The sequence below is a fragment of the Frigoribacterium sp. CFBP 13605 genome, from assembly GCF_014839405.1.
Taxonomy (GTDB): Bacteria; Actinomycetota; Actinomycetes; order Actinomycetales; family Microbacteriaceae; genus Frigoribacterium.
This window is the reverse complement of record NZ_JACYNS010000042.1, coordinates 1-20930: the sequence shown is the minus strand read 5'-3', so window position 1 is coordinate 20930 and position 20930 is coordinate 1. Positions and strand designations below refer to the sequence as shown.

At 73.2% G+C, this 20930-nt stretch carries 24 protein-coding genes and 3 pseudogenes; 10 read left to right on the top strand and 17 right to left on the bottom strand.

Features of this window, described 5'->3' with window-relative positions:
* The 4 genes and pseudogenes from IFT36_RS09720 to IFT36_RS09705 form a co-directional block, all read left to right on the top strand.
* Window positions 1–745 (top strand): annotated as a pseudogene (locus IFT36_RS09720) (hypothetical protein); the annotation flags it as partial.
* A 257-nt stretch (window positions 746–1002) separates the two neighbouring features.
* Window positions 1003–1716 carry a DUF805 domain-containing protein gene (locus IFT36_RS09715; RefSeq protein ID WP_200412999.1) on the top strand — a complete coding sequence of 238 codons (714 nt, stop codon included), beginning with the start codon at window positions 1003–1005 and terminating at the stop codon, window positions 1714–1716.
* A gap of 58 nt (window positions 1717–1774) precedes the next feature.
* The gene (locus IFT36_RS09710) at window positions 1775–2371 is read left to right on the top strand and encodes a hypothetical protein (protein ID WP_123570621.1); all 597 of its coding nucleotides are present in this window, start codon (window positions 1775–1777) and stop codon (window positions 2369–2371) included.
* Window positions 2372–2608: 237 nt separating this feature from the next.
* On the top strand, window positions 2609–3130 hold the full coding sequence (locus IFT36_RS09705) for a GNAT family N-acetyltransferase (protein ID WP_200412998.1): 522 nt from the start codon (window positions 2609–2611) through the stop codon (window positions 3128–3130).
* 11 nt (window positions 3131–3141) lie between these two features.
* On the opposite strand, the gene IFT36_RS09700 is transcribed toward IFT36_RS09705, so the two are convergent.
* From IFT36_RS09700 to IFT36_RS09690, 3 genes are all read right to left on the bottom strand, one after another.
* Entirely contained in the window at window positions 3142–3861 is a 720-nt protein-coding gene (locus IFT36_RS09700) for an acyl-CoA thioester hydrolase/BAAT C-terminal domain-containing protein (RefSeq protein ID WP_056046797.1), read from the bottom strand.
* 131 nt (window positions 3862–3992) lie between these two features.
* Complete coding sequence (locus IFT36_RS09695) at window positions 3993–4943, bottom strand: alpha/beta fold hydrolase (protein ID WP_192124413.1); 951 nt, start codon at window positions 4941–4943, stop codon at window positions 3993–3995.
* A gap of 228 nt (window positions 4944–5171) precedes the next feature.
* The gene (locus tag IFT36_RS09690) at window positions 5172–5801 is read right to left on the bottom strand and encodes a maleylpyruvate isomerase N-terminal domain-containing protein (RefSeq protein WP_200412997.1); all 630 of its coding nucleotides are present in this window, start codon (window positions 5799–5801) and stop codon (window positions 5172–5174) included.
* Between the two features lie 77 nt (window positions 5802–5878).
* Here IFT36_RS09690 and IFT36_RS09685 point away from each other — a divergent pair, with 77 nt between their 5' ends.
* Both IFT36_RS09685 and IFT36_RS09680 read left to right on the top strand, forming a co-directional pair.
* Window positions 5879–6514: an SRPBCC family protein gene (locus IFT36_RS09685; RefSeq protein ID WP_307785076.1), complete on the top strand. Its 636-nt coding sequence runs from the start codon at window positions 5879–5881 to the stop codon at window positions 6512–6514.
* Window positions 6511–7194: a DUF4166 domain-containing protein gene (locus tag IFT36_RS09680; RefSeq protein WP_200412996.1), complete on the top strand. Its 684-nt coding sequence runs from the start codon at window positions 6511–6513 to the stop codon at window positions 7192–7194. The genes IFT36_RS09685 and IFT36_RS09680 overlap by 4 nt, the downstream gene beginning before the upstream one ends.
* A gap of 647 nt (window positions 7195–7841) precedes the next feature.
* On the opposite strand, the gene IFT36_RS16905 is transcribed toward IFT36_RS09680, so the two are convergent.
* The 3 genes and pseudogenes from IFT36_RS16905 to IFT36_RS09670 form a co-directional block, all read right to left on the bottom strand.
* The gene (locus IFT36_RS16905; protein WP_307785077.1) at window positions 7842–8027 is read right to left on the bottom strand and encodes a DUF4232 domain-containing protein; all 186 of its coding nucleotides are present in this window, start codon (window positions 8025–8027) and stop codon (window positions 7842–7844) included.
* Window positions 8028–8107: 80 nt separating this feature from the next.
* Window positions 8108–8530 (bottom strand): annotated as a pseudogene (locus tag IFT36_RS16900) (DUF4232 domain-containing protein); the annotation flags it as partial.
* Between the two features lie 144 nt (window positions 8531–8674).
* A complete protein-coding gene (locus IFT36_RS09670; RefSeq protein ID WP_192124401.1) occupies window positions 8675–8851 on the bottom strand; it encodes a CsbD family protein in 177 nt (58 codons plus the stop codon).
* Between the two features lie 179 nt (window positions 8852–9030).
* On the opposite strand from IFT36_RS09670, the gene IFT36_RS09665 reads away from it, so the two are divergent.
* Window positions 9031–10227, top strand: coding sequence for a LysM peptidoglycan-binding domain-containing protein (locus IFT36_RS09665; protein ID WP_200412995.1), 1197 nt, complete (start codon window positions 9031–9033; stop codon window positions 10225–10227).
* Between the two features lie 39 nt (window positions 10228–10266).
* Window positions 10267–10971 carry an alpha/beta fold hydrolase gene (locus IFT36_RS09660; RefSeq protein ID WP_307785075.1) on the top strand — a complete coding sequence of 235 codons (705 nt, stop codon included), beginning with the start codon at window positions 10267–10269 and terminating at the stop codon, window positions 10969–10971.
* On the opposite strand, the gene IFT36_RS09655 is transcribed toward IFT36_RS09660, so the two are convergent.
* Window positions 10958–12676 (bottom strand): RecQ family ATP-dependent DNA helicase, encoded by a 1719-nt coding sequence (locus IFT36_RS09655; RefSeq protein WP_200412993.1) that lies wholly within the window; start codon window positions 12674–12676, stop codon window positions 10958–10960. The genes IFT36_RS09660 and IFT36_RS09655 overlap by 14 nt on opposite strands.
* Window positions 12677–12938: 262 nt before the next feature.
* Here IFT36_RS09655 and IFT36_RS09650 point away from each other — a divergent pair, with 262 nt between their 5' ends.
* Both IFT36_RS09650 and IFT36_RS16450 read left to right on the top strand, forming a co-directional pair.
* Window positions 12939–13136 (top strand): hypothetical protein, encoded by a 198-nt coding sequence (locus IFT36_RS09650; protein WP_054146271.1) that lies wholly within the window; start codon window positions 12939–12941, stop codon window positions 13134–13136.
* A 61-nt stretch (window positions 13137–13197) separates the two neighbouring features.
* Window positions 13198–13422, top strand: a complete 225-nt coding sequence (locus IFT36_RS16450; protein WP_173151588.1) for a hypothetical protein — start codon at window positions 13198–13200, stop codon at window positions 13420–13422.
* Between the two features lie 18 nt (window positions 13423–13440).
* Here the strand turns inward: IFT36_RS16450 and IFT36_RS16445 are convergent, their stop codons facing one another.
* From IFT36_RS16445 to IFT36_RS09605, 10 genes and pseudogenes are all read right to left on the bottom strand, one after another.
* The gene (locus IFT36_RS16445) at window positions 13441–13743 is read right to left on the bottom strand and encodes an alpha/beta fold hydrolase (RefSeq protein ID WP_249408559.1); all 303 of its coding nucleotides are present in this window, start codon (window positions 13741–13743) and stop codon (window positions 13441–13443) included.
* 7 nt (window positions 13744–13750) lie between these two features.
* Window positions 13751–14293: pseudogene (locus IFT36_RS17095) on the bottom strand (alpha/beta fold hydrolase); the annotation flags it as partial.
* Between the two features lie 110 nt (window positions 14294–14403).
* On the bottom strand, window positions 14404–15528 hold the full coding sequence (locus IFT36_RS09640; RefSeq protein ID WP_123570632.1) for an AI-2E family transporter: 1125 nt from the start codon (window positions 15526–15528) through the stop codon (window positions 14404–14406).
* 179 nt (window positions 15529–15707) lie between these two features.
* On the bottom strand, window positions 15708–16307 hold the full coding sequence (locus tag IFT36_RS09635) for a DUF3618 domain-containing protein (RefSeq protein ID WP_123570633.1): 600 nt from the start codon (window positions 16305–16307) through the stop codon (window positions 15708–15710).
* Window positions 16304–16738, bottom strand: coding sequence for a phage holin family protein (locus IFT36_RS09630; RefSeq protein WP_233568373.1), 435 nt, complete (start codon window positions 16736–16738; stop codon window positions 16304–16306). The genes IFT36_RS09635 and IFT36_RS09630 overlap by 4 nt, the downstream gene beginning before the upstream one ends.
* Window positions 16735–17697, bottom strand: coding sequence for a hypothetical protein (locus IFT36_RS09625; RefSeq protein ID WP_200412991.1), 963 nt, complete (start codon window positions 17695–17697; stop codon window positions 16735–16737). Before IFT36_RS09625 ends, IFT36_RS09630 begins: the two co-directional genes overlap by 4 nt.
* A 240-nt stretch (window positions 17698–17937) precedes the next feature.
* Entirely contained in the window at window positions 17938–18093 is a 156-nt protein-coding gene (locus IFT36_RS09620; protein WP_157485374.1) for a hypothetical protein, read from the bottom strand.
* Window positions 18094–18129: 36 nt separating this feature from the next.
* Entirely contained in the window at window positions 18130–18402 is a 273-nt protein-coding gene (locus IFT36_RS09615; RefSeq protein WP_200412990.1) for a hypothetical protein, read from the bottom strand.
* A gap of 2 nt (window positions 18403–18404) precedes the next feature.
* Window positions 18405–19565 carry an inorganic phosphate transporter gene (locus IFT36_RS09610; protein ID WP_200412989.1) on the bottom strand — a complete coding sequence of 387 codons (1161 nt, stop codon included), beginning with the start codon at window positions 19563–19565 and terminating at the stop codon, window positions 18405–18407.
* A 437-nt stretch (window positions 19566–20002) separates the two neighbouring features.
* The coding region (locus IFT36_RS09605; RefSeq protein WP_307785074.1) for a BRCT domain-containing protein at window positions 20003–20930 on the bottom strand (928 nt) is incomplete at its 5' end.

Sequence of the window (20930 nt, the reverse complement as noted above, 5' to 3'; positions counted from 1 at the left end):
GGCGACGGGTGCCGGCGGCGGGTCGGCGGGGTCGGCGGCCTCGGCGTCGGCGGACTCGGCGTCGGCGGCGTCGGCGGCCGCTCACGAGGACGAGGAGGCGCGGCGTCAGGCCGAGAAGAACGGCGAGACCCTGCGCCTCGCCGATCTGATCGCCGTGCGCGGCTCGCGCGGGTTCGGCGTGCGGAGTCGCGCGGTGGACGTCTGCGTCGACCTGGTCGCCGCCGTCGGGACCTCGATCTCGGCCGGTGCGGCGTTCGTCGCGGTGGACAGCGTGCTGGCGGCGATGCCGGACGCGACGGTCGTGGTGCCGGACGACGTGGCCCGGGTCTTCGAGGCGGACCAGCGGGTGCGGGGCCGCTCGTCGGACGCTGCCGCCGCGGCGCTGGCCGGTGCCCGGGTGGTCGTGACGCTCGAAGGGCCCGTGCGGGTGCTGCCCGCGGTGGAGGCCAGCGGCTCGGACGACGCCCGGGTGCAGGCCCTGGCCGCTGCGGTCGGCCTCGGGGACGACGTCGCGCGCGACCTGCGGACGGCGACGGACGCGGTGGGCGTCGGGTCGCTCGGCACGCTCGAGTTGGCGGACCCGTCGGGCCGCGTGCTCGTGACGGTCGAGTCGCGCCGCGCCGCCCTGCGTGCCCGACGCTGGGGGGCGGGCGTCGCGTTCGTCTCGCACCGCGCCTCCGTGGACTGGCTGACGCCCGTCGCGGGCGAGCCGAGCGTCGCCGCCTACCTCGGCGGCTGGGGCTGATCCCGGGGCCCGCGCGATCACTCCCGCGGTCGCGTCGAGTGGTCCCCCATCGTCCTTCGTCGACCGACGAGGGACGATTCGGGACCACTCGACCGACGTTCAGGGGGTGGGTGCGACCACGGTGAGCGCCGAGGAGAGCGGCGGCCTCGGGTGAATCGTCACGGAGGACGGCCGGTGTCTGCACGGTGCGACGGTACGACTCCCCCGATCGATAGGGTGGTCGGGTCGCGGTGGGCGGCGCGGACGAGGGGGATCTCATGACCGATCAGAACGACGGAGCGGACCAGCGGGGCGGACAGCCGCAGCAGCCGCAGCAGCCGCCCTACGGGCAGCCCTCCTACGGGCAGCCGACGCCCCCGCCCTACGGGCAGCAGCCGCCCTACGGGCAGCCGACGCCTCCGCCGTACGGGCAGCAGCCCTCCGGCCACCCGCAGCAGCAGCCCGGGTACGGACAGCCCTCGTACGGGCAGCCCTCGTATGCACAGCCCTCGTACGGACAGCCGCCGCAGGGGTCGCCCTCCGGCCCGGGCGGGTCGGTCCCCCTCTGGGCGCCGCTGTACGGGGCGGGCCCGGTCGTCGCGGTGAAGCGGTTCTTCCTCAAGTACGCCGACTTCACGGGGCGCGCGAGCCGCAGCGAGTACTGGTGGGTGGTCCTCGCCAACACGGTCCTCTACTTCGTCCTCGGCATCGTCGGGTTCCTCGCGGGCCTCCCGGGGAGCACGACCGACTACGACGGCACCCTCGAACCCGGACCCGGTTCCATTCCCTTCGGCTTCGTCTTCGCGATCCTCTTCTTCGGGACGATCGTGCCGTTCCTCTCCCTCGGAGCGCGGCGACTCCACGACATCGACCTCAGCGGGTGGTTGTTGCTCATCAACCTCGTCCCGTACCTCGGCGGATTCGTCATCTTCATCCTGTCGCTGCTCGGCCCGAAGCCCGGCGGCGCCCGGTTCGACCGGCCCCGGGCCTGACGGCACCCCAGCCCGGGCGCGGTGACGGCGGCGGACGCGTCACGGTAGTTTCTCGACCATGAGCGCTCCCGACGCCCGCGTGCCCGACGACCGACGTGCCCTCGTCCAGCCGGAGCTGCGCCCCGGCGAGCACCTGCTCTGGTCGGGCGGCCCGGATGAGAGCGTGACCTTCGGTCGCAACGACCTGTTCCTCGTGCCGTTCAGCCTGCTGTGGTGCGGGTTCGCGATCTTCTGGGAGGTCTCCGCGCTGCGCGACGGGGCGTCGTGGTTCTTCGTCGCCTTCGGTGGGGTCTTCGTCGCGATCGGCCTCTTCTTCGTGGTCGGCAGGTTCCTGCTCAAGCGGGCCCGGAAGGCGAAGACGGGTTACGCGGTCACCGACCAGAGGTCGTTCCTGGTCGTCGGGTCGACCGTCCACCAGGCGCCGGCGAAGCAGCAGAACCAAGAGGTCTCGTGGTCCCGGGACCGCACCCACGTCAGCGTCGACTGGACCGACTCGATCACGGGGAACACCCCGTTCGGCGCACGGCAGCGTGGCCTGACCAACACGGGCCTCGACGGGGTCATGGCCCCGCTGCCGATGACCTTCGTGGACGTGCGCGACGGCGAGGCGCTGCTGCGCGCGCTCGACGAGGCCGGGCGTCCGGAGGCGCGGTGAGGGCCGTCCGCTGATTCCTCCGTCGACGAGAGGCGGACGTCGACGAACCCCGCCGCAGTCAGGCCTGGCGTGACCTCGTCGACCGGGTGCTCGTCGAGCTCGACGCACTCGACCCCCAGGACTGGAGCCCGGCACGGAGGACGGCGCCCCGTAGGACGAACATGAACACGAGGCCGACCCGATGACGACGGCGACGACGACGGCATCGGGCCGCGTCTCCGGCGGTACCGTGAACCCGTGTCCTCCCACCTCCGCCTGATCGAGCCGCGAGACGCCCCCGAGTTGGCCCGGGCGTTGACGCGCAACCGTGAGTTCCTGGCGCCCTGGGACCCCGTGCGCGGTGACGCCTACTTCACGCCCGAGGGGCAGCTGTCGGTGATCTCGTCGCTGCTGGCGCAACGATCCCGGGGTGAGGCGCAGCCGTTCGTCATCGTCGACGAGGGTGCCGTGGTGGGCCGGCTGACCCTCAGCGGGATCGCCCGTGGCCCCTTCCGGTCCTGTGACCTGGGCTACTGGCTGTCGGAGGACCGCAACGGCCGCGGCATCATGACCTCGGCCGTCGGCGACGCCGTCGACTGGGCCTTCGGCGACGCCGGCCTCCACCGAGTCCAGGCGGGGACGCTCCGTCACAACGTCGCCTCACAGCGGGTCCTGCGGAAGGCCGGTTTCGAGCAGTACGGCATCGCACCGTCCTACCTCGAGATCGCGGGCCGCTGGCAGGACCACGTCCTCTTCCAGCGGGTCGACGACTCGACGTGAAGCCGAGCACGTCAGCGCGATGCCGCGAGCATCGCGGTGATCGCACGCCACGCGCGTGTCCCCAGCTCCCGGTCCGCGACCTCCGTGCCCCCACGTCGCATGGCCATGCCGCCCTGCACCAACGACTCCCCGGGCAGGATCGCTCGGTGCCCGGCGAGGGCACCAGCCACCACGACGGTGTCGGCGCCGTGGTCTGCGCGGCGACACCGGATGTTCTCCGCGTACAGCGAGCTCGACCACACCTGGTCGTCGCCCCCTGCGACGACGACGACCTCGGCAATGCGCTCCACCTCGATCGCCGCCGCCGCCACCCGGTCTGCGAACGCCTTTCGGGACCGCTCGTACACGGGGGAGAACCGAGGAGGTTCCTCCGTCCCCCGATACTCCTGGTCGATCGGTACGAACGGTATGGGCGCCCCACCCCATGTCCAGTGCGAGTGTTCGGCACCGGCCGGGTCGTACCCCGCCCACACGACGTCCGACGGGGCGAACGCGAACACACCGGACACCCCGGGCGCGCGGGCGGCCGTCGCGAGGGCGGCCTCCGCCCCGAACGACGTCCCGACGATCCAGACCCGGTCGCATTCCCTGGCGAGGGCGTCCAAACGGTCCACGAAGGTCTCCAGCGGGACGTCCCACGGCCCGGCGCTCTGACCCTCGCCTCCGAACCACCGGATCGACTCAGCCAATGCGCCGTGCGCCGCAAAGAGCCTGGCGCGCTCGCCGTCCACCCGTCCACTCGACCCCGCGAGCACGAGGACGCCGTCGCCCGACGGTTGGGCCGGTAACCAACGCACCCCTTCGGGCCGTGCGAGGTCGGCCCGACGCATGCCGGGCACGGCGGGCAGAGCAGACGAAGTCGTCACCGCCGGGCGAACCCGTCGAGTGCGGCACTGAGCACCTCGACCTGACGCGGGCCGCCGTGCCCCTCGTCCTCGACCACGGTGAGGGTGCTCGCCGGCCAGGCACGGTGCAGGAGCCACGGCGTGATCGCCGGCCCGCTGACGTCACGACGACCGTGCACCAACGCGGCGGGGACCTGGGCGATCCGTGGCAGCCGCGCCATGATCGACCGTTCGCCCGGGAGGAAGCCGTCGTTGCTCCAGTAGTGGGTGACGAGCGTGGCGAACGCCTCTCGCCGGCCGGGTCCCAGATGCCCCCGCCCGCGGGACCCGGGATCGTCGAGGCTGACATGGACGCTCTCCCACCGGTCCCAACTCGCCGCGGCCGCCGCACGATCGGCCGCGTCGTCGGAAGCCAGCCGTCTCGCGTAGGCGTCGACCGGTCTCTCGTCGTCGCGCCTCCTGCTCTCGCGCTCGAACACGGCCCAGTCCTCGGGGAAGAGCCGTCCGACCCCCTCGGTGATCCAGTCGACCTCGTCGCGACTCGTGGTCGTGACCGCCATGAGCGCCAGGGCTCGGACGCGGTCCGGGTGCTCCTCGGCGTAGGCCAGCGCGAGCGTCGTGCCCCACGACACCCCGCCGACGACCCAGCTGTCGATGCCGAGACCTTCACGGACCTCCTCGAGGTCGGCGACGAGTCGCGGCGTCGTGTGCCGTGCGAGGTGGGCCAGGTCGTCGACGACGTTCGGGGTGCTGCGCCCAGAACCGCGCTGGTCGATGCCGACGAGCCGATAGGCCCGGGGATCGAACGACCGTCGGTAGCCGCCCTGACCGAGCGACCCGCCGGGCCCGCCGTGCAACCAGAGGGCGGGGACGCCGTCGGGACGCCCCGACTCCTCGACGTAGAGCGAGGCGCCGTCGGTCGTCTCGAGGAAGGCCGTCCGGTAGGGGTCGTGGGGCGGGTGGCTCATGCGGCCACCGTAGTCACCAGCTCACCGCGAGCGCGACGGCCCCCCGCGTGGCCCAGGCCGTCGCCCCGTCGGCAACTCCGGGTCGCTGTCGCAGCCGCTCCCCTCCCGCGCGGAAGCCGGCACCCCGCCGCAGCACGAGCCCGGAATTGCCGGAGCCAGAGCCCGAGCCGGAGGCCCCGGGGGCGTTGTCGAGGGATGGGAGGCACCCGCGGCAGACCGGTAGCCCAGTCAGAGCACCGTGTAGCCGGCGGCGAGCGCCGAGCGACCCGTCAGGGCCGTCAGGAGGCGCGGCGCGTCAGCCCACGGAGCATCGGCCACGAGGGCCCCGAGCACCACCAGCGCCTGACGACCCGCGACCTCGGGCGCCTGCCCGTCGAGCCCGGCGGCCGCCCTGAGGTCGCCCGTGTGCACCACGAGCTCGACGACGCGCGTCGGGAGGTACGCCTCGAGCCGCCATTCGCCGACCGGCGTCTCCACCCGCGCGTCCGCGGTCCGTGCGGCCACCATGCCGGTCACCCGTCGCACGACGGCGTCGACGCTCTCGGGCAGGTGGGCGCCGAGGTCCCGTCCTGCCTGCCGCCCCCGCTCGGCGACCTCGTCCGGGTCGGCACGGCCGCACCGGACCGCCCGGTAGTAGTCGACGGTCCGGTGGCCGGAATCCGACGACCCGGGCCGCAGGTACTGCTCGACCGTGAGCAGGGCCCGCGACGTGTGGCCGACGAGGTCGCGGTGGTTCCACTCGCCGAGGGCCGGGGCGTCCCAGAGGCCCGGCGGCCGGTCCAGCTCGTGCACCGTCTCGGCGAACCATCGCGCCGCCGCCCCGAACGCGTCGCGGACCGTCTCGAAGCTCTCGTCCATGGGGTGAGCCTAGATCCGGCCGTGACCTGCGTCGCGGGGTGTCCACCCGGCCGTCACCATGCCCTAGCCTCGCCATCGTGGGGAAACGTCAGATCTACGTCGAGACCGTGATCGACGCCGACCTGGACCGGGTCTGGGCCGCCACCCAGGACCCCGCCCAGCACGTCCGCTGGGACGTCCGCTTCTCGAGAATCACCCCCGGGCCGCCGGACGCCGACGGGTCGACCCCGTTCCGCTACGTCCGCCGCACGCCCGTCCACACCGTCCGGGGCAGGGGCGTCAGCATCGGCGAGCGCCACGGCCGGGACGGTTCGCGCACGTCCGCCCTGCGCTTCGCGACCGACGACGTCCTCTCGCCGATCCGGGCCGGTCGCGGGTACTGGCGCTACGTGCCCACCGCCGACGGACGGACGCGCTTCGTGACCGGCTACGACTACGACCCGGGTTGGGGCCCGCTCGACCTGGTCGTGCGTCCGCTGCTCGGTTGGGCGACGGCGTACAGCTTCGACCGCCTGCGCCTCTGGCTCGAGTCCGGCCGCGAACCCGAGCGGTGGCCGCTCGCCTGCGCTCTCGCGGTCTGGCGTCCGGACCGCCCCCGCGCCTCCCGCACCCTGCGTGCGCCCGCCGGCGGCACGCGCGCGGGCGACCACCTGAAGGAGGCGCCGGTCACCCTGGCCGCGCTGCCCGACCCCGCGAGGCGGTCACCCCGATGACGTCGATCTTCGAGCAGGCCCTCGGCGAGGACTTCACGCGTCTGCACCCGATGATGCAGCGACGTTTCGGCGTCGGTCTCGACTCGGGCGAGGCCTGCGTGGGCCGGGGGGTCATGTCGTCGATCCGGCGGGGCCCGTGGTGGACGGTCCCGTTCTTGCAGATCGGGCGGTTGCGCAACATCCTGGTGCCCGACGTCGGCCACGACGTGCCCTTCGTCATCGAGAACTACCCGTACCGCGACGCACTCGGACGCGAGACGGTCACCTTCGTCCGCTCGTACTCGGTGCCGCGCCGCCGCGCGGGAAGACGGCCGGTCCGATTCGACGCGACGATGGTGCTCGACCGTGGGCGGGTACTCGACTACCTCGGCACGCACCAGCACCTCGCGGTCGACCTCGACCTGTCGGTCGACGACCGCGGCGGCCTCGTGCTGCGATCCGGGGCGCAGCGCTTCCACGAGGGCCCCGTCTCGTTCCGCTTCCCGATGCTGTTCAGCGGTCGGGCCGAGTTGCACGAGTGGTGGTCCGACGACGACGAGTCGTTCCACGTCGACCTCGAGGTGCACAACCACCGCCTGGGGTTCCTCTTCGGCTACCGCGGCGCCTTCACCTGCGAGTGGGTCGCCGCCTCCGATGCGCCCGCCCGGCTCAAGCCGCGACGCACCGAGGCGCGTCTCTAGGCCCGGAAGTGGAGCGTGCGTCCCGTCCCCCTGTCGGCAAGTCCTGACTCCCGTCACGGCCGCACCCGTCCCGCGCCGATCCCGACACCCCGCCGCAGCACCAGCCAGGAATCGCCGACACCGCGACCGCAACACCGGCACGGCACCGTACCCGGCATCGGCACCGGCACCGGCACCGGCACCGGCATCGGCATCGGCATCGGCATCGGCATCGGCATCGGCATCAAACCCTGTCGGCAAGTCCTGGCTCCCGTCACGCCCGCACCCGTCCCGCGCCGATCCAGGCACCCCACCGCAGCACCAGCCAGGAAATGCCGACACCCCCACCGCCAGCACCACTGACCCGGGCACCGGCATCGGCATCGGCATCAAACCCTGTCGGCAAGTCCTGGCTCCCGTCACGCCCGCACCCGTCCCGCGCCGATCCACGTACCCCACCGCAGCACCAGCCAGGAATTTCCGACACCGACATAGACACCGCCAACGACCCAGGCCCCGGCCCCGGCCCCGGCACGCCCGTCGAGACGTCCGTGGACGTCGGGCCGTCGGACCGTCGGCCGCGGAAGGACGATCCCCATCCGCCCGGCCGCGATGCCGGCCGGACCCGCGTGCCGCCGAGCCCGCGTGCCGGCCGAGCCAGCGTGCCGTCAGAAGGTGGCCAGGGCGCTCACCCTCATCTGCTGCACCCGGGCGTTCGCACACGCCTCGAAGCTCGACCCCGAGGCGGGGACGAAGATCGACTCGAGCGAGCCGGGCGGGTAGACGCGGAACCCGTCGGTCGCCTGCGGGCGGCACTCGGACGCGTCGTAGTTCCCCGTCTGGGTGATCTGCACGATCGTCTGCACCTCGGCACCGGGGCGAGCGTGTGGGCCTCGTGCGGCGTCGAACGGTCGAGCGCGGCCGAGGCGCCGATCTGGGTGCCGTTCCCGTCCCCGACGAACGAGACGCCGGGCCAGCCCTGGAGGGTGCAGGAGCGCTGACCGCCGTTGGTCAGGATGATGGCGACGCCGTAGCTGCCGGCCGCACCCCCGCCTCCGTCGGCGATCTCGGCGGTGAGTTCGCCCACCGTGCACCGCGAGGACGCGTCGCCCGGGGCGCCGTCGCCCAGGTCGCCACCGCCGCCGGACGCCCCGTCGGGACCCGGCGTCGCCGTGGGAGAGGAGGCGCTGGTCGGCGAGTCGGTCGCCGACGAGCCGGTCGTCGGTGAGGCCGTGACGGTCACGGTGGGGGCCGCCGTCGTCTCGAGGCCGCCCGGGGCCGAACAGCCCGAGAGCACGACGGCGAAGGACGCCACGACGACCGCGGCGGGGACGAGGGAACGGAACGGACGCTTCATGCCTCCACCGAAGCACGCTCGGTCGGGTTCTTGCACACTCTGCACTTTTACCCGCTCGTTCCCCCGTCTCCGCCGGGACGACGAAGGGCCCGACATCCGCGGATGCCGGGCCCTTCGTGGTGCCGACCGGGGTCGGCGGGACGATCAGTTCTTGCCGAGGTCGTCCTTGGCCTTCTCGGTCTCGAGACGCTCGTCGCCCATGTGCTGGTCCTTGTGACCCTGCTTCGTGAGCTCTTCGTCGTCCGTGCGCTTGCCGACGGCCTCTTCGGCCTTGCCGGCGGCCTTCTGGACGAAATCTTTTGCCTTGTCACCAACGGACATGACGTACCTCCTGGTTGTCGGTCGACCGGACTGACCCGGTACACCCGTGACGGTAGGCCGGGTGTCCGCGGGCCGCCGGGGTTCACAGGCTGTTCCAGGTTCGTACCCGGACCGGGACCCGACCGATCGGTCTCGACCCGGTCCACGCCGTCGCCTAGGATCGTCGCCGAGGGGGCACCATGGCACGACACACACCGGGGGCGGGCGACGACGAGGGAGTCACGCCCGGTCACGAACCCTTCGCGCCCCCCGCGGCCGACACCGACGACGACGCCGACACGGTCGACGCGTCGGACGCTGCCGGACCCCGACTCGTCGCCTGGTCGCACCCCGGCACCGCGGGTTCGGCCACCACCGTCGGCGCCGCCAGCGCTGCCTCGGCCGACCCGGTCGGCGCGACCGACGACGACGAGGACGGCGCGACCGACGACGACGAGGACGGCGAACCCGTCCCCCGGTCCCGCCGTCGCCGCCTCGCCGTCATCGGCGGCGTCGCCGCCGCGGCCCTCGTCGCCGTGGTCGTGAGCGCGGTCCTGTCCACGAACGGCTCCGCCCCGCTCGCGGCCGGGGCACCGACCGGGTCCGCGAGCCCGACCACGATCGCCCGCACCTCGACGCCCACCCCGAGTGCCTCCCCGTCGCCGATGCCGACCGCCCCCGCCACGCCCTCGCCCCGGGCGGCCACCCCGCCGCCCGAGGACGCTGCAGTGCCGGCGCCGTTCATCACCCCGGTGCCCGCGGGCACGGTCGTCGCCGAGTCCGACGTGGCGTCCCCCAAGGGCAGCATCCACTTCCACTACCGGGTGGTCGCCACCGGCGACGGCACCTACACGACCGACGTGACCGACTTCACCTCGAGCCTGCCCGTGCCGGTGGGGGTGTCGTTCTACCAGGTCGCTCCGTCCGTCGGCGACGGCATCACCTTCGGAGGCGACGGGGGTTCCGAGATCGGGGGGCCCACCGCGACCCCGGCATCGGCGTCCTGGAGCTTCGGAGCCGTCACCCAGCCGTCGTACCTCTCGACCCTCGTCGTCCACTCGACCAGCACCTCCCCGGACGTCCCCGTCGAGATCTCGGCCGGGAAGGTGCTCGCCGTCGCCCCGGTCGCCTGGTCGGTGCCGCCGCGTGGGACGAACATCGCCCCGGTCGACTCGGGTGCGGTGGCCTTCGCCACGGGAGCGCTCGAGGCGACCACGGCGTCCGGTTCGCCCAAGCGGTACACCGTCGCGCCCGACGACCTCATCGACGCCGTCGCCCGGCGCTTCGGCATCTCGGTCTCGGCGCTCCTCTACATGAACCAGGGCCTCCAGGTCATCGACGACGCGCAGCACCTGTTCGCGGGCACGACGCTCGTCCTCGACCCCGACAGCGTCTGAGCCGGGACGTCCCGCACGACGACGCCTAGGGTCGGGGTGGTGCCCCGCCTCCCCGTGCTCGTCCGTCACGCCGTGTGGTGGGTGCAGGACTACGCCTACGCCGCCGTCTGGCAGGTGAGGGCCGTCACGAGTCCTCGCGACCCGGAGCGCTACCTCGGCGGCACCGGTCGGCCCGTCCTCGTCGTCCCCGGCGTGTGGGAGACCTGGGCCTTCCTCCGACCGATGATCGAACGCCTGCACGCCGAGGGCCACCCCGTGCACGTGCTCGACGACCTGCGATGGAACAGCCGTCCGGTCGAGGCCACGGCCCGCGACGTCGCCGCCCACCTGCTCGCTCACGGACTCACCGACGTGGTGATCGTCGCCCACAGCAAGGGCGGCCTGATCGGCAAGTACGTCATGGCGCTGCTCGACGAGACCCGCCGCGTGCGGTCGATGGTCGCCGTCTGCTCGCCGTTCTCGGGGTCGCGCTACGCCACCTGGCTGGTGCTGCCCGCCCTCCGGGCCTTCTCACCCCGCGACGCGACGACGATGCGGCTCGCACGGGACGAGTCGGTCAACGGCCGCATCACCTCGGTCTTCGGCGAGTTCGACCCCCACATCCCCGAGGGCAGCGAACTGCCCGGCGCCGTCAACGTGCGCCTCCACGCGGGCGGCCACTTCCGGGTGCTGGCCCACCCCCGGACGATCGCCACCGTCCTCGCCGCCGCCGGCGAGCCCGTCGAGCGGGTCAGGCCGGCGTGAGCAGGTCGTGCGCGAGCACGTCGGCGACGGCCAGCACCTTGTAGCCCTCGCTCTCGAAGAACACCGTCATGCGGTCGGCGTCCGTGCTCATCACGGTGCCCTCGCCCCAGGTCGCGTGCACGACGCGGGCGTCGGGCGCGAACGCAGGAGGCGCGGTGTCGGTGACGTCGTCCTGCTCTCCTCCGCGGGCCTCCCGGGGGTCGCCTGCCCTCTCGGCGGCCCGGCAGCCGTCGCAGTTGCCGCACCGCTCGGGCGAGTCCTCGCCGAAGTAGCCGAGCAGGAAGTGCCGACGGCAGCCGGGCGCCTCGGCGAAGGTGCGCATCATCTCGATGCGCGAGCGCTCGACCCGGTCGCGGGTCTCGGCGACCCCGCGCGCCGCCTCGGCGGCACTGCGGGCGTCGAAGCCGTCGACCGGCTCGAACCCCTTGGTCGACTCGGACAGGGCACCGCCCTCGAGCAGCAGGTCGATGAGGCGCGAGACCGTGCGCGCGCCGAGGGCCAGCTGGTCCGACACCTCCGATCGCCGGACGGGCCGACCCGCCGCCGAGAGCGCGGTGAAGACGCCCCGCAGGTCCGCGCGCCCGGGGAGGCCGGAGGCGAAGAACGAGCGCAGCGAGAGGTCTTCGGGGCGGTAGTGCAGGGTCGCGGTGGCGGGTTCGCCGTCGCGCCCGGCCCGGCCGATCTCCTGGTAATACGAGTCGAGCGAGTCGGGCACGTCGGCGTGCACGACGAACCGGACGTCGGGCTTGTCGATGCCCATGCCGAACGCACTCGTCGCCACGACCACGTCGACCTCGCCCGCGTGGAACCGCTCGTGCAGTTCGCCCCGCTCGGCCGAGCGCTGGCCGCCGTGGTAGCCGACGACGGTGCGGTCGGGGCAGCGCTCGGCGATCGCGGCGGCGTAGTGCTCGGTCGCCTTGCGGGTGGCGACGTAGACGATGCCCGGCGTCGTCGAGGCGGCCACCTGCTCGACCACGGCGCGGGCCTTCTCGTCGTCGTCCTCATGCCGCACGACCTCGAGGGAGAGGGTGGGCCGGTCGAAGCCGTGGCTCAGCACGAGCGGGTCGTCGAGGCGGAGGCGTTCGACGATCTCGTCCCGCACCGGGCCCGACCCGGTCGCCGTGAGGGCCAGCACGGTGGGTCCCCCGAGACGCTCGACGACCTCGCCGAGGTGCAGGTAGTCGGGCCGGAAGTCGTGCCCCCACGACGACACGCAGTGCGCCTCGTCGACGACGAAGAGGGCGACCCCGGCGTCGCTCAGGCGGTCGACGGTCTCATCGCGGGCGAGCTGCTCGGGGGCGAGGAAGACGTAGGTGACCTCTCCGGCGGCGAGGCGCTCCCAGCCCTCGTCGTTCTCGGCGTCGGTGTGGCCCGAGTTGATCGCGACGGCGGGCGGGGCGTCGGGGCGTCCGACGAGTCCCGCCACCTGGTCCGCCTGCAACGCGATCAACGGCGAGACGACGACCGTGGGCCCGTCGAGCACGGCACCGGCCACCTGGTAGATCGCCGATTTGCCGAATCCCGTGGGCATGACCGCGAGGGTGTCCCGGCCGGCGACCACCGCCTCCAGGGCCTCGACCTGGGCGGGGTGCAGGTCGGTCCAACCGAAGAGGTCGGCCGCGGCACGGGTGATGTCGTCGGTGCGGGGGGTGCTCGTGCGGGCGGTGCTCGTGCGGGTGTGTGCGGGGCGCGTCGTCGTGCTCATGTGGTCCTCGTTCCGGTGGGGCAGAGGTCCATCCCAGGCACGTGCGGGGCGACACGCGCAGGGCTGCCAGGCGATGCCCGGCCCTGCGTACCCCACCCGCCGCGGGTCGCGCATGCTACCCCTCGGTGGGCCCGCGGCGCCGGCCGTCGCGCCTCCCGTCGCGCCGCCCGTCGCACCTCTCGCGGACCGGCCCCGCGCCGCACGTCACGAGCGGAGGCGCGGGTCCAGCCGTCGCGGACCCCGTGGGCGTAGCGTCCGGTGCATGAGCGACGAGAAGCAGACCGAACCCGTCATGGACGGGGCCACCGAGGCGACCGACCACGAGAAGCTGAGCGGCCTGATCGAACAGGTCGAGGCCGACCACGGCGACGAGGGCGCGGCCTCGATGGCCGACCACCTCCGCGACCGCATGGACGAGACCGCGCAGGCCGACGAGAGCCCGGCAGACGCCGAGGAGTGAGTCCCGGGGCTCCACCGCGAGGTGGAGCCCTCTGGCCCCGGTCGTGACCTAGCGTCGAGGGATGTACTCCAACGGCTTCTCCCTCGTCGGTGTCCTCTACCCCGTCTTCTTCGTGGTGGTGTTCGCCTTGGCCGTCACGCTGGCCGTGCTCCTGATCAGGACCCTGCTCTGGGTGATCCGGGCACTGGCGGCCTACACGCGAGAACGAGAACTCCGCATCGACCTGCTGCTCGCCGGTGACGACGACCCGGCCGGCCCGCCGGCACCCGGCGGTCCCGCGATCTGACGACCAGGAGGCGCGGGTTCAGTTCCCGACGCCCGCGACGACCTCGCGGACGAGGTCGGCCACCAGCCCGGGCCGTTCGAGACCCGGCAGGTGGGCGACGCCCGGCAGCACCCGACCCGGTCCCTGCCCGAGACGTCGAGCCGTCTCGGCGTAGAACGGCTCGTCGGCGGGGATGTCGAGCTCGCCCCAGGTCGCCAGGACCGGCGTCGCGACCTCGCCGAGGCGGCTCCACGTGTCGAGCCCGGCGTCTCCGGCCCCGTCCGGTGCGGCGACCTCGAGGATGCGGGCGTTCATCCGCTCGAAGAGTTCGCGGGGGGGCACCCGTGACTCGGCCGCTCCGTGCCGCAGGGCCGTCGAGCCACAGGTGGGCCAGCAGACGGACCTGCGCCTCGACGTCGCCGCTGCCGGACGCCTCGTCGAGGGCCTCCATCAGCGGGCCCGACGCCGGGTCGGGGGTCCAGTCGAACGGGGTGTCGTCGTCGGTCATGCCGCTGACCGCGGCACCGATCAGCAGCACGCCCGCCACGCGCTCGGGTGCGGTCACGGCCAGGTCGAGGGCGAGCGCACCACCCATCGAGTTGCCGACGACGAACGCCCGCCCGACGCCCAGCCGGTCGAGCAGCTCCACGAGGTCGGCCAGGTGCGTGGCGCCGCCGTCGGCCGCGGAGGCCGGGCTCTCGCCGAACCCCCGGCGGTCGTGGGCCACCAGGTCGAGCCCGTCGGCCGCGAGTTCGTCGGCGACGCCCGTCCAGCTCCGGCGGTCGGCGACGCCGGCGTGCAACAGCACCACGGTCGGGCCGTCGCCCCGCCACCGGGTGGCCGCCAGGGCGGCACCGTCCGACAGGGTCACGTCCACGCGTTCGCCGCTCATGTCGGCCACGGTAGCGCTCCGCCGTGCCCTTGCCCAGACCCGCGTGCCGCCGCTCGGACGACCTGACGGCCCGACGGCCCGGACGACCCGACGGTCTGGACCCGGACCGTCTAGACCCGCTGCTGGCGCGGCACGACGACCCGCTCGAAGACGACCACTCCGGCCGTCGCGATCGGGATCGCCACGAGGGCACCGAGGACGCCGCCGAGCGCCCCTCCCCCGAAGGCCGCCACGATGACGAGGGCGCCGGGCACCGCCACGGCCTTGGACATCACCCGTGGGGTCAGCACGTAGGCCTCGACCTGGGCGTAGACGAGCAGCACGATGCCGACGACGATCGCGGTGACCGGCGAGACGGTGATCGTGGCGGCGATGATGATCGCATAGGCCACGACCGTGCCGACCACGGGGATCAGTGCGCCCAGGAACGCGAGGGTGGCGAAGAGCACCGGCACCGGTCCGCCGGCGATCGTCAGCACGATGAAGACGAACACGGCGTTGACGGCGGCGAGCGCCACCTGCCCGGCGACGTAGCGGCCGACCGACAGGAAGATCTCGTCCGAGATGCTCATGACGTTCTCGCGGTGGCTGCGGGGCACGGCGCGGCTGAGCGAGCGCAGCATCTGCGGGAGGGTGATCGCGAAGTAGAGGGTGAGGATCGCGACCACGATCACCGCGGTGATGGCGTTGGTGATCCCCTGGCCGACGGCGAGCAGGCCTCCGCCGAGGGCGAGCAACTGGTCGGGGTCGAGCAGGTACGAGGTGACGGCGCCGACCGCGTCGTCGACGTCGACGTCGAACCCGACGGTCTCGACGGCCTGCTGCACCCAGGGCTGGCGCGAGAGCTCCTGCAGGGCGGCGGGGGCCGTCTGCACGACGTGCCCGATCTGCTCGATCAGCGCGGGCACGACGGCCGCGACGATGCCCACGACGACCCCGACGACCAGCACGACGGCGACGACGACGCCGACCCAGCGCGGGGCGCCGGCGCGCGCGAGGCGTCGGACGACCGGTTCGAAGGCGAGCGCGAGGAAGAACGCGAGGCCGATGTAGACGAGGATCGTCGACAGGGCCATGAGGGCGACGATGATGCCGACGCCGAGCCCTCCGCCGAGGGTCGCGATGAGGCCGAACCGGAAGGCGCCGGGGCGCTGCATCGGGCTGGGGGGTGTGGCGGTCTGCGTGGCCGTACCGGCCGATCGACGCACGAGACGGGCGCGGGGTGACGAGGGCATCCGACCATCCTGACCTGCTCGAGCCGATCGAGGCCACGCCGACCCCGGTCGGCCGCGGTCCGAGTCGCACGATCACTCCATCGGCAGGGAGCTCCTCCGCGCGGTCACGTGCGAAGGCCCGCCCCGACTCTCGTCGGGACGGGCCTGTCTGCGTCCGTCGGGACGCGGGCCGCGAGGGGTCAGGCTCCCTGCACGTTCTCCTTCGACTGCTGGGCGCTGTCCTTCACGTCGCCCGCGGCGCTCGAGGCGTCGTCCTTCACGGTCGAGGCGGCGTCCTGCGCCGTGCCCTTGACCGAGGCGAACGCCTCCTGGGCGGGCTCCTTCAGGTTCGACGCCACGTCCTGCGCCGCACCCTTGACCGAGTCGATGGCCGGGCCCGCTGCGTCCTTGGCGTCGGAGACGAGCTCCTTCTCCTTGTCCGAGGCGGGGATCAAGGACGACACGAGCCAGCCGGCTCCGAAGGCGATGAGGCCGACGGCGAGCGGGTTGCCCTTCGCCTTGCGCACGGCCGCCGACGAGGCGTCCGAGACGCTGCCCGCGGCGTCGTGACCGGCGCCCGAGGTCGTCGAGGCCGCATCGTGCGCCGCACCCATGACCGACTCCTTGACGCCCGAGAAGCGGCTCTTCACCTTCTCGGTCTGACGATGCGCGATGCTCGACGGGTTCACCTTGTCGGCGAGCGCGTCGACGTCGTTGCCGAGTCCGGCGCGCGTGCGCTCGATCTCGGCGCGGATCTCGTCGGGCGTGCGGCTGCTGCCGTTCTGGTCGGTGGTGCTCATGCGGTGCCTCCAGGCGTGACGGTCTCGGGGATCTTCTTGAGGGAGTCGACCGTCTTCGGTGCCCCCTTGATGCTCTTCAGTTCTTTCCTCCCGCGCAGGAACAGCACGAGGGCGACGATCGCGTAGACGACCGCGATGATCAGCGACGACCAGCCGAGGCCGATCAGCACGCCGAGGCCCCACATGGCGGCCAGCGAGACGAACAGCAGGGCGAAGAGGCCGGTGAGACCCGCTCCGCCGAACATGCCCGCACCCTTGCCGGCTTTCTTGGCCGACTCGGTGAGCTCGGCCTTGGCCAGCTCGACCTCTTGGCGGAAGAGGGTCGAGATGTCACCGGTCACGCCGGAGAGCAGGTCGCCGAGCGACGTGGTCGCGGCCTTCTCCTCCGGGGCGGGAGGCGTCGCCACGGGCTCGCGGAACGGGTCGCTCACGCGCGCGTCCCCGAGGTGCCGGGCCACGTCGTGGGCACGCTGGAGTCGGGCGTCGACGTGCCGACGCCGGGGACGTCGCCCTCGGTGACGACGTCGTACTCACCGGCCACGGGGCCGACGTCACCCACGAGACGGCTCGGCGCGGCGGCGGACGCAGGAGGCGCGGGCCGGCTCGCCGCACCTCCGGCGTCTCCGGTCGTGGCGGCGTGCTCGTCCCCGGCCTCGGCCGTCAGCGACTTGACGACGCGTCCGGCGAGCAGGCCGGAGACCGCGGCGATGGCGATGAACGTGCCGGGTTTGCGCGCCGCGTACGACTTCACGTCGTCGAGCAGGCTGCCCGGGTCGCGACCCTCGAGCCAACCGGCGACGCCGTGGGCGCGACCGGACAGGTTGCGGACCAGCTCGCCCGCGATGCCGCTGTCGGCGGAGTCGGCCATCGAGCCGAACTGGTCGCCGACCTGGCGGAGGCCGGCCGCGGCCTTCTCCTGCTGGGCGCCGGCCTGCTCCTTGAGCTCGCCCGTCGCCTGGCCGAAGAGCTGCTTGGCCTGGCCGCCGGCCTCGGAAGCGACCTTGGAGACCTGCTCCTTGGCACTGCCGGCGACGTCGGAGGCCGCGGACTTCGCGTCGTCCGCGACCCCGGCCGCCTCGTCCTTCGCTGCGCCGGCCTTGGCCTTCGCGGTGTCGGCGGCGCCGGTGCCGGTGCCGGCGTCGGTGCCGGTGTGGTCGTGCCCGAGGTGCTCCTCGACGACCGGGGCCGCGGTCGCGCTGAAGTCGCTCGCCGTCGCGTCGGGGTCGGTGATGTCGGCGTACGCGCCGACCTGGTCGCCCAGGTCGGTCACGGCGTCGTCGCGGCGCAGGTGGTCGTGCCCGGAGGCGGCGCCGCGAAGCGGCTGCCCCTCGGAGGTGGTGTCGTAGACCGGGGTGGACGGGTCTCCGTCGTAGCGTTCGTCGTCGCTCATGTCGTGCCTCTCGGATCGTCGGCGACCGTCCGGGTGACGGTCGTGATCGGGGTAGGACCTGTCACTCTGTCCCTCTCCCGGGGGGCGGCGACCGCACGTGGTGAAAACGCGACGGGGGGTTGACACGGGCCGGCCGGAAGGGTCGTTTTCGGGACGGATCGTGTCGGGGAAACGCGACATGCCGCCCACGTTCGCACGTGAGCGGCATGTCGTGACCTGTCGGGGCCGGAGCCCGGGCGACTAGCTGTCCTTGCCGTCCGAGACCTCGCTGTCGTCGCTCTGCTCGGAGTCGTCGACGAGGCCCTGCTTCGACCCGTCGGCCAGGTCTTCGGTGTACTTCTTGTCGTCTTCGGTCATGTCGGTCGAACCGTCGGGGATGCCGTTGTCGTTGGTCATGCCCGCACGATACTCGCCGGCCCGCCGACCGGGCCGTCAGTGGAACTGGGGGACGATCAGCCACAGTCCGACGAGCACGGCAGCGATCCCCACGGCGAAGCACAGCCCGCCGGCGACCGTGGCGCCCAGCGGTCTCGACCTCGACGGTCCCCCGCTCGGGACCGCGGCACCGGCCCCGCCGTCGGACTCGACGGCGCCGTCCGCGAACAGACGGACCCCCGTCGCGAACGCGGTGACGATGACGGCGGTGGCGGCGAGCGAGGTCGCGAAGACCACGACGAAGGCGCCCCAGTCGACTCCCAAGAACATGGTCACTCCCCTCGTCCGCGGCTCGCGCCGACCCGTTCGGCGGCCGGGGCCTCGTCGCTGTCGTTGACGGTCTCGTGGGTCACCGGGTGCCGTCGGGCGAGGAGGGCGAAGGCGAGCCCACCGGCCAGGGCGAGCACCGCGACCACCACCAGGCCCGCCGTGCTCGAACTGGCCAGCCAGGCCGAGAGCCCTCCGACCAGCGCGGCGGCCGGCAGGGTCACCACCCAGGCCGACGCGATCCTGCCGACCACGCCCCAGTGCACCGTGGCGAGCTTCTTGCCCAGCCCTGCCCCGACGATGGACCCCGACGTCACCTGGGTCGTCGACAGGGCGAACCCGAGGTGGGACGAGATCAGGATGGTCGCGGCCGAGCTCGTCTCGGCCGCGAACCCCTGCGGGGCCTGGACGTCGGTGATGCGCTTGCCCACGGTGCGCATGATGCGCCAGCCCCCGAGGTAGGTGCCGAGCGCGATGGCGAGGCCACAGGCGAGCACCACCCAGAGCTGCGGGGCGCTGCCGGCGCCCTGGTAGCCGGCGGCGATCAGGGTCAGCGTGATGACGCCCATCGTCTTCTGGGCGTCGTTCGTGCCGTGGGCGAGCGAGACCAGGGAGGCGCTGATCGTCTGCCCGTGCCGGAAGCCGGCGGTGGACCCCCGCAGGGTGGCCTGCCGCGTGATCCGGTAGGCCACGTAGGTGGCGACGAGGGCGACCACGCCCGCCACGACGGGCGAGATCAGGGCCGGCAGGACGACCTTCGACAGGACCACGCCGAAGTCGACGGCCCCCACGCCGGCACCGATGACCGCGGCCCCGATCAGGCCGCCGAAGAGGGCGTGCGACGAGCTGGACGGCAGCCCGAGGTACCAGGTGGCGAGGTTCCAGATGACGGCTCCCACGAGACCGGCGAAGATCATGACCGGCGTCACCTGGACCCCGCCGTCTCCCTCGCGGATGATGCCGTTCGAGACGGTGCTCGCGACCTCGGTCGAGAGGAAGGCACCCACCAGGTTGAGGACGGCCGAGATGAGGACGGCGACCTTCGGCTTGAGGGCGCCGGTGGCGACCGAGGTCGCCATGGCGTTGGCCGTGTCGTGGAAGCCGTTCGTGAAGTCGAAGACCAGCGCGATCATGACCACGAGCACCACGGTGACGAACACGTCCATCGGTACCGCCCTCCGGGACCCTCGCCGGTCACCGACCGATGACCGCGGCACGATGGCCCCGGTGCGACGCTAGGCCTCGTGGACGCGCTCGAAGATGAACGCCGAAGGAATCTTGCACATCATGCAAATGGACCGGAGGGCTCGGTGCTCACCACCGTCGGGACCGGCCGTTCCGCTAGGCGCAGCCCCGCGAGGCGCGTACGGTGGGCGCAGGCAGCCCCAGCTCCCGGTCGCCGTCCTCCCGCACCTCGGGAGGTGGTCCGACCGGAGGCACCGAGCACCCCGACCCGACGGACCCCATGGCACGCACCACCCTCCCCGAGACCGCACCCGAGCAACTGACCGAGTGGCCGTCGCTCGACAGCGACGACCACTTCACGGACGATCCCGCCCTGTAAGGAGCCATCCCCCACGGGGCGTCCCGTGCCTCCTCGGCGTCAGGCCGCCGTGCGTGACCGACGCGAGCGGGCCAGCACGAACGGCAACTGCGTCTCGTCGACCACGGGCACCCCGTAACGGAGGGCCTTGCGGACCTTGCCCGATGCGCAGGCGACGTCCGCGGCGACGACCAGCGACGTCTCGGTCGTGACCGCCGGCCAGACGACCAACCCGGCACGTTCGAGCGTCCGCACGAGGGCGTCCCTCTCCTGGCTGAGCGATCCGGTCAGCGCGACGTGTGCGCCGGGTGCCAGCGGACCGACGTCGGGCCGGGCCAGGGACGGCGTGCGGGGTTCCGGTGCCGCTCCGAGGGACTCGTCGAGCCCCTCGATGACCTCGAACTCGTCGAGCTCGTCGTCCTCCGCCGGACGGGGCGCGCGCTCGAGCACGGACGGCACGAGAGCCGCGTCGCGCCGGTGCGGGGCGATGCCGAGCATCTCGGCGACCGCGTCCACCTGCCGCCGTTCGTCGTCCGAGAGCACGTCGTGCGCCCAGACGGTCGAGACGAGGGAGGCGAAGTAGCGGTCGTGCACGAGCGCACGGGACAGGTCGTCGAGGTCGAGCTCGGCGGCGAGGGTCGCGAGGTTCCCGGCCTCGTCCCTCGAGAGGTAGCCGTCGGACAGTGCCTTGTCGAGCATCGCCGCGTACTGGTCCTGACGACGGTCGAGGCCGAGCTGGGGCAGCAGCTCGGTCGCCCGCTCGAGGAAGCGCGGCTCGGTGGGCGCCGGCTCGACGGACAGGCCGTAGACGTCGCGATCGAGGTCGAGGTCGACGGGACCCGCGAGGTGCGTGCCGCCCGCGGGGCTCGCCGGGGGCACCGCCGCGGGAGCCGTGGGCCCCACGGCGCCGGACGCCGAGAGGACGGCGGAGGGGGCGGGCGCGAGGTCGCGCACCCGGGCGACCCGGCGCCGGGCCCGCCAGGCCGCG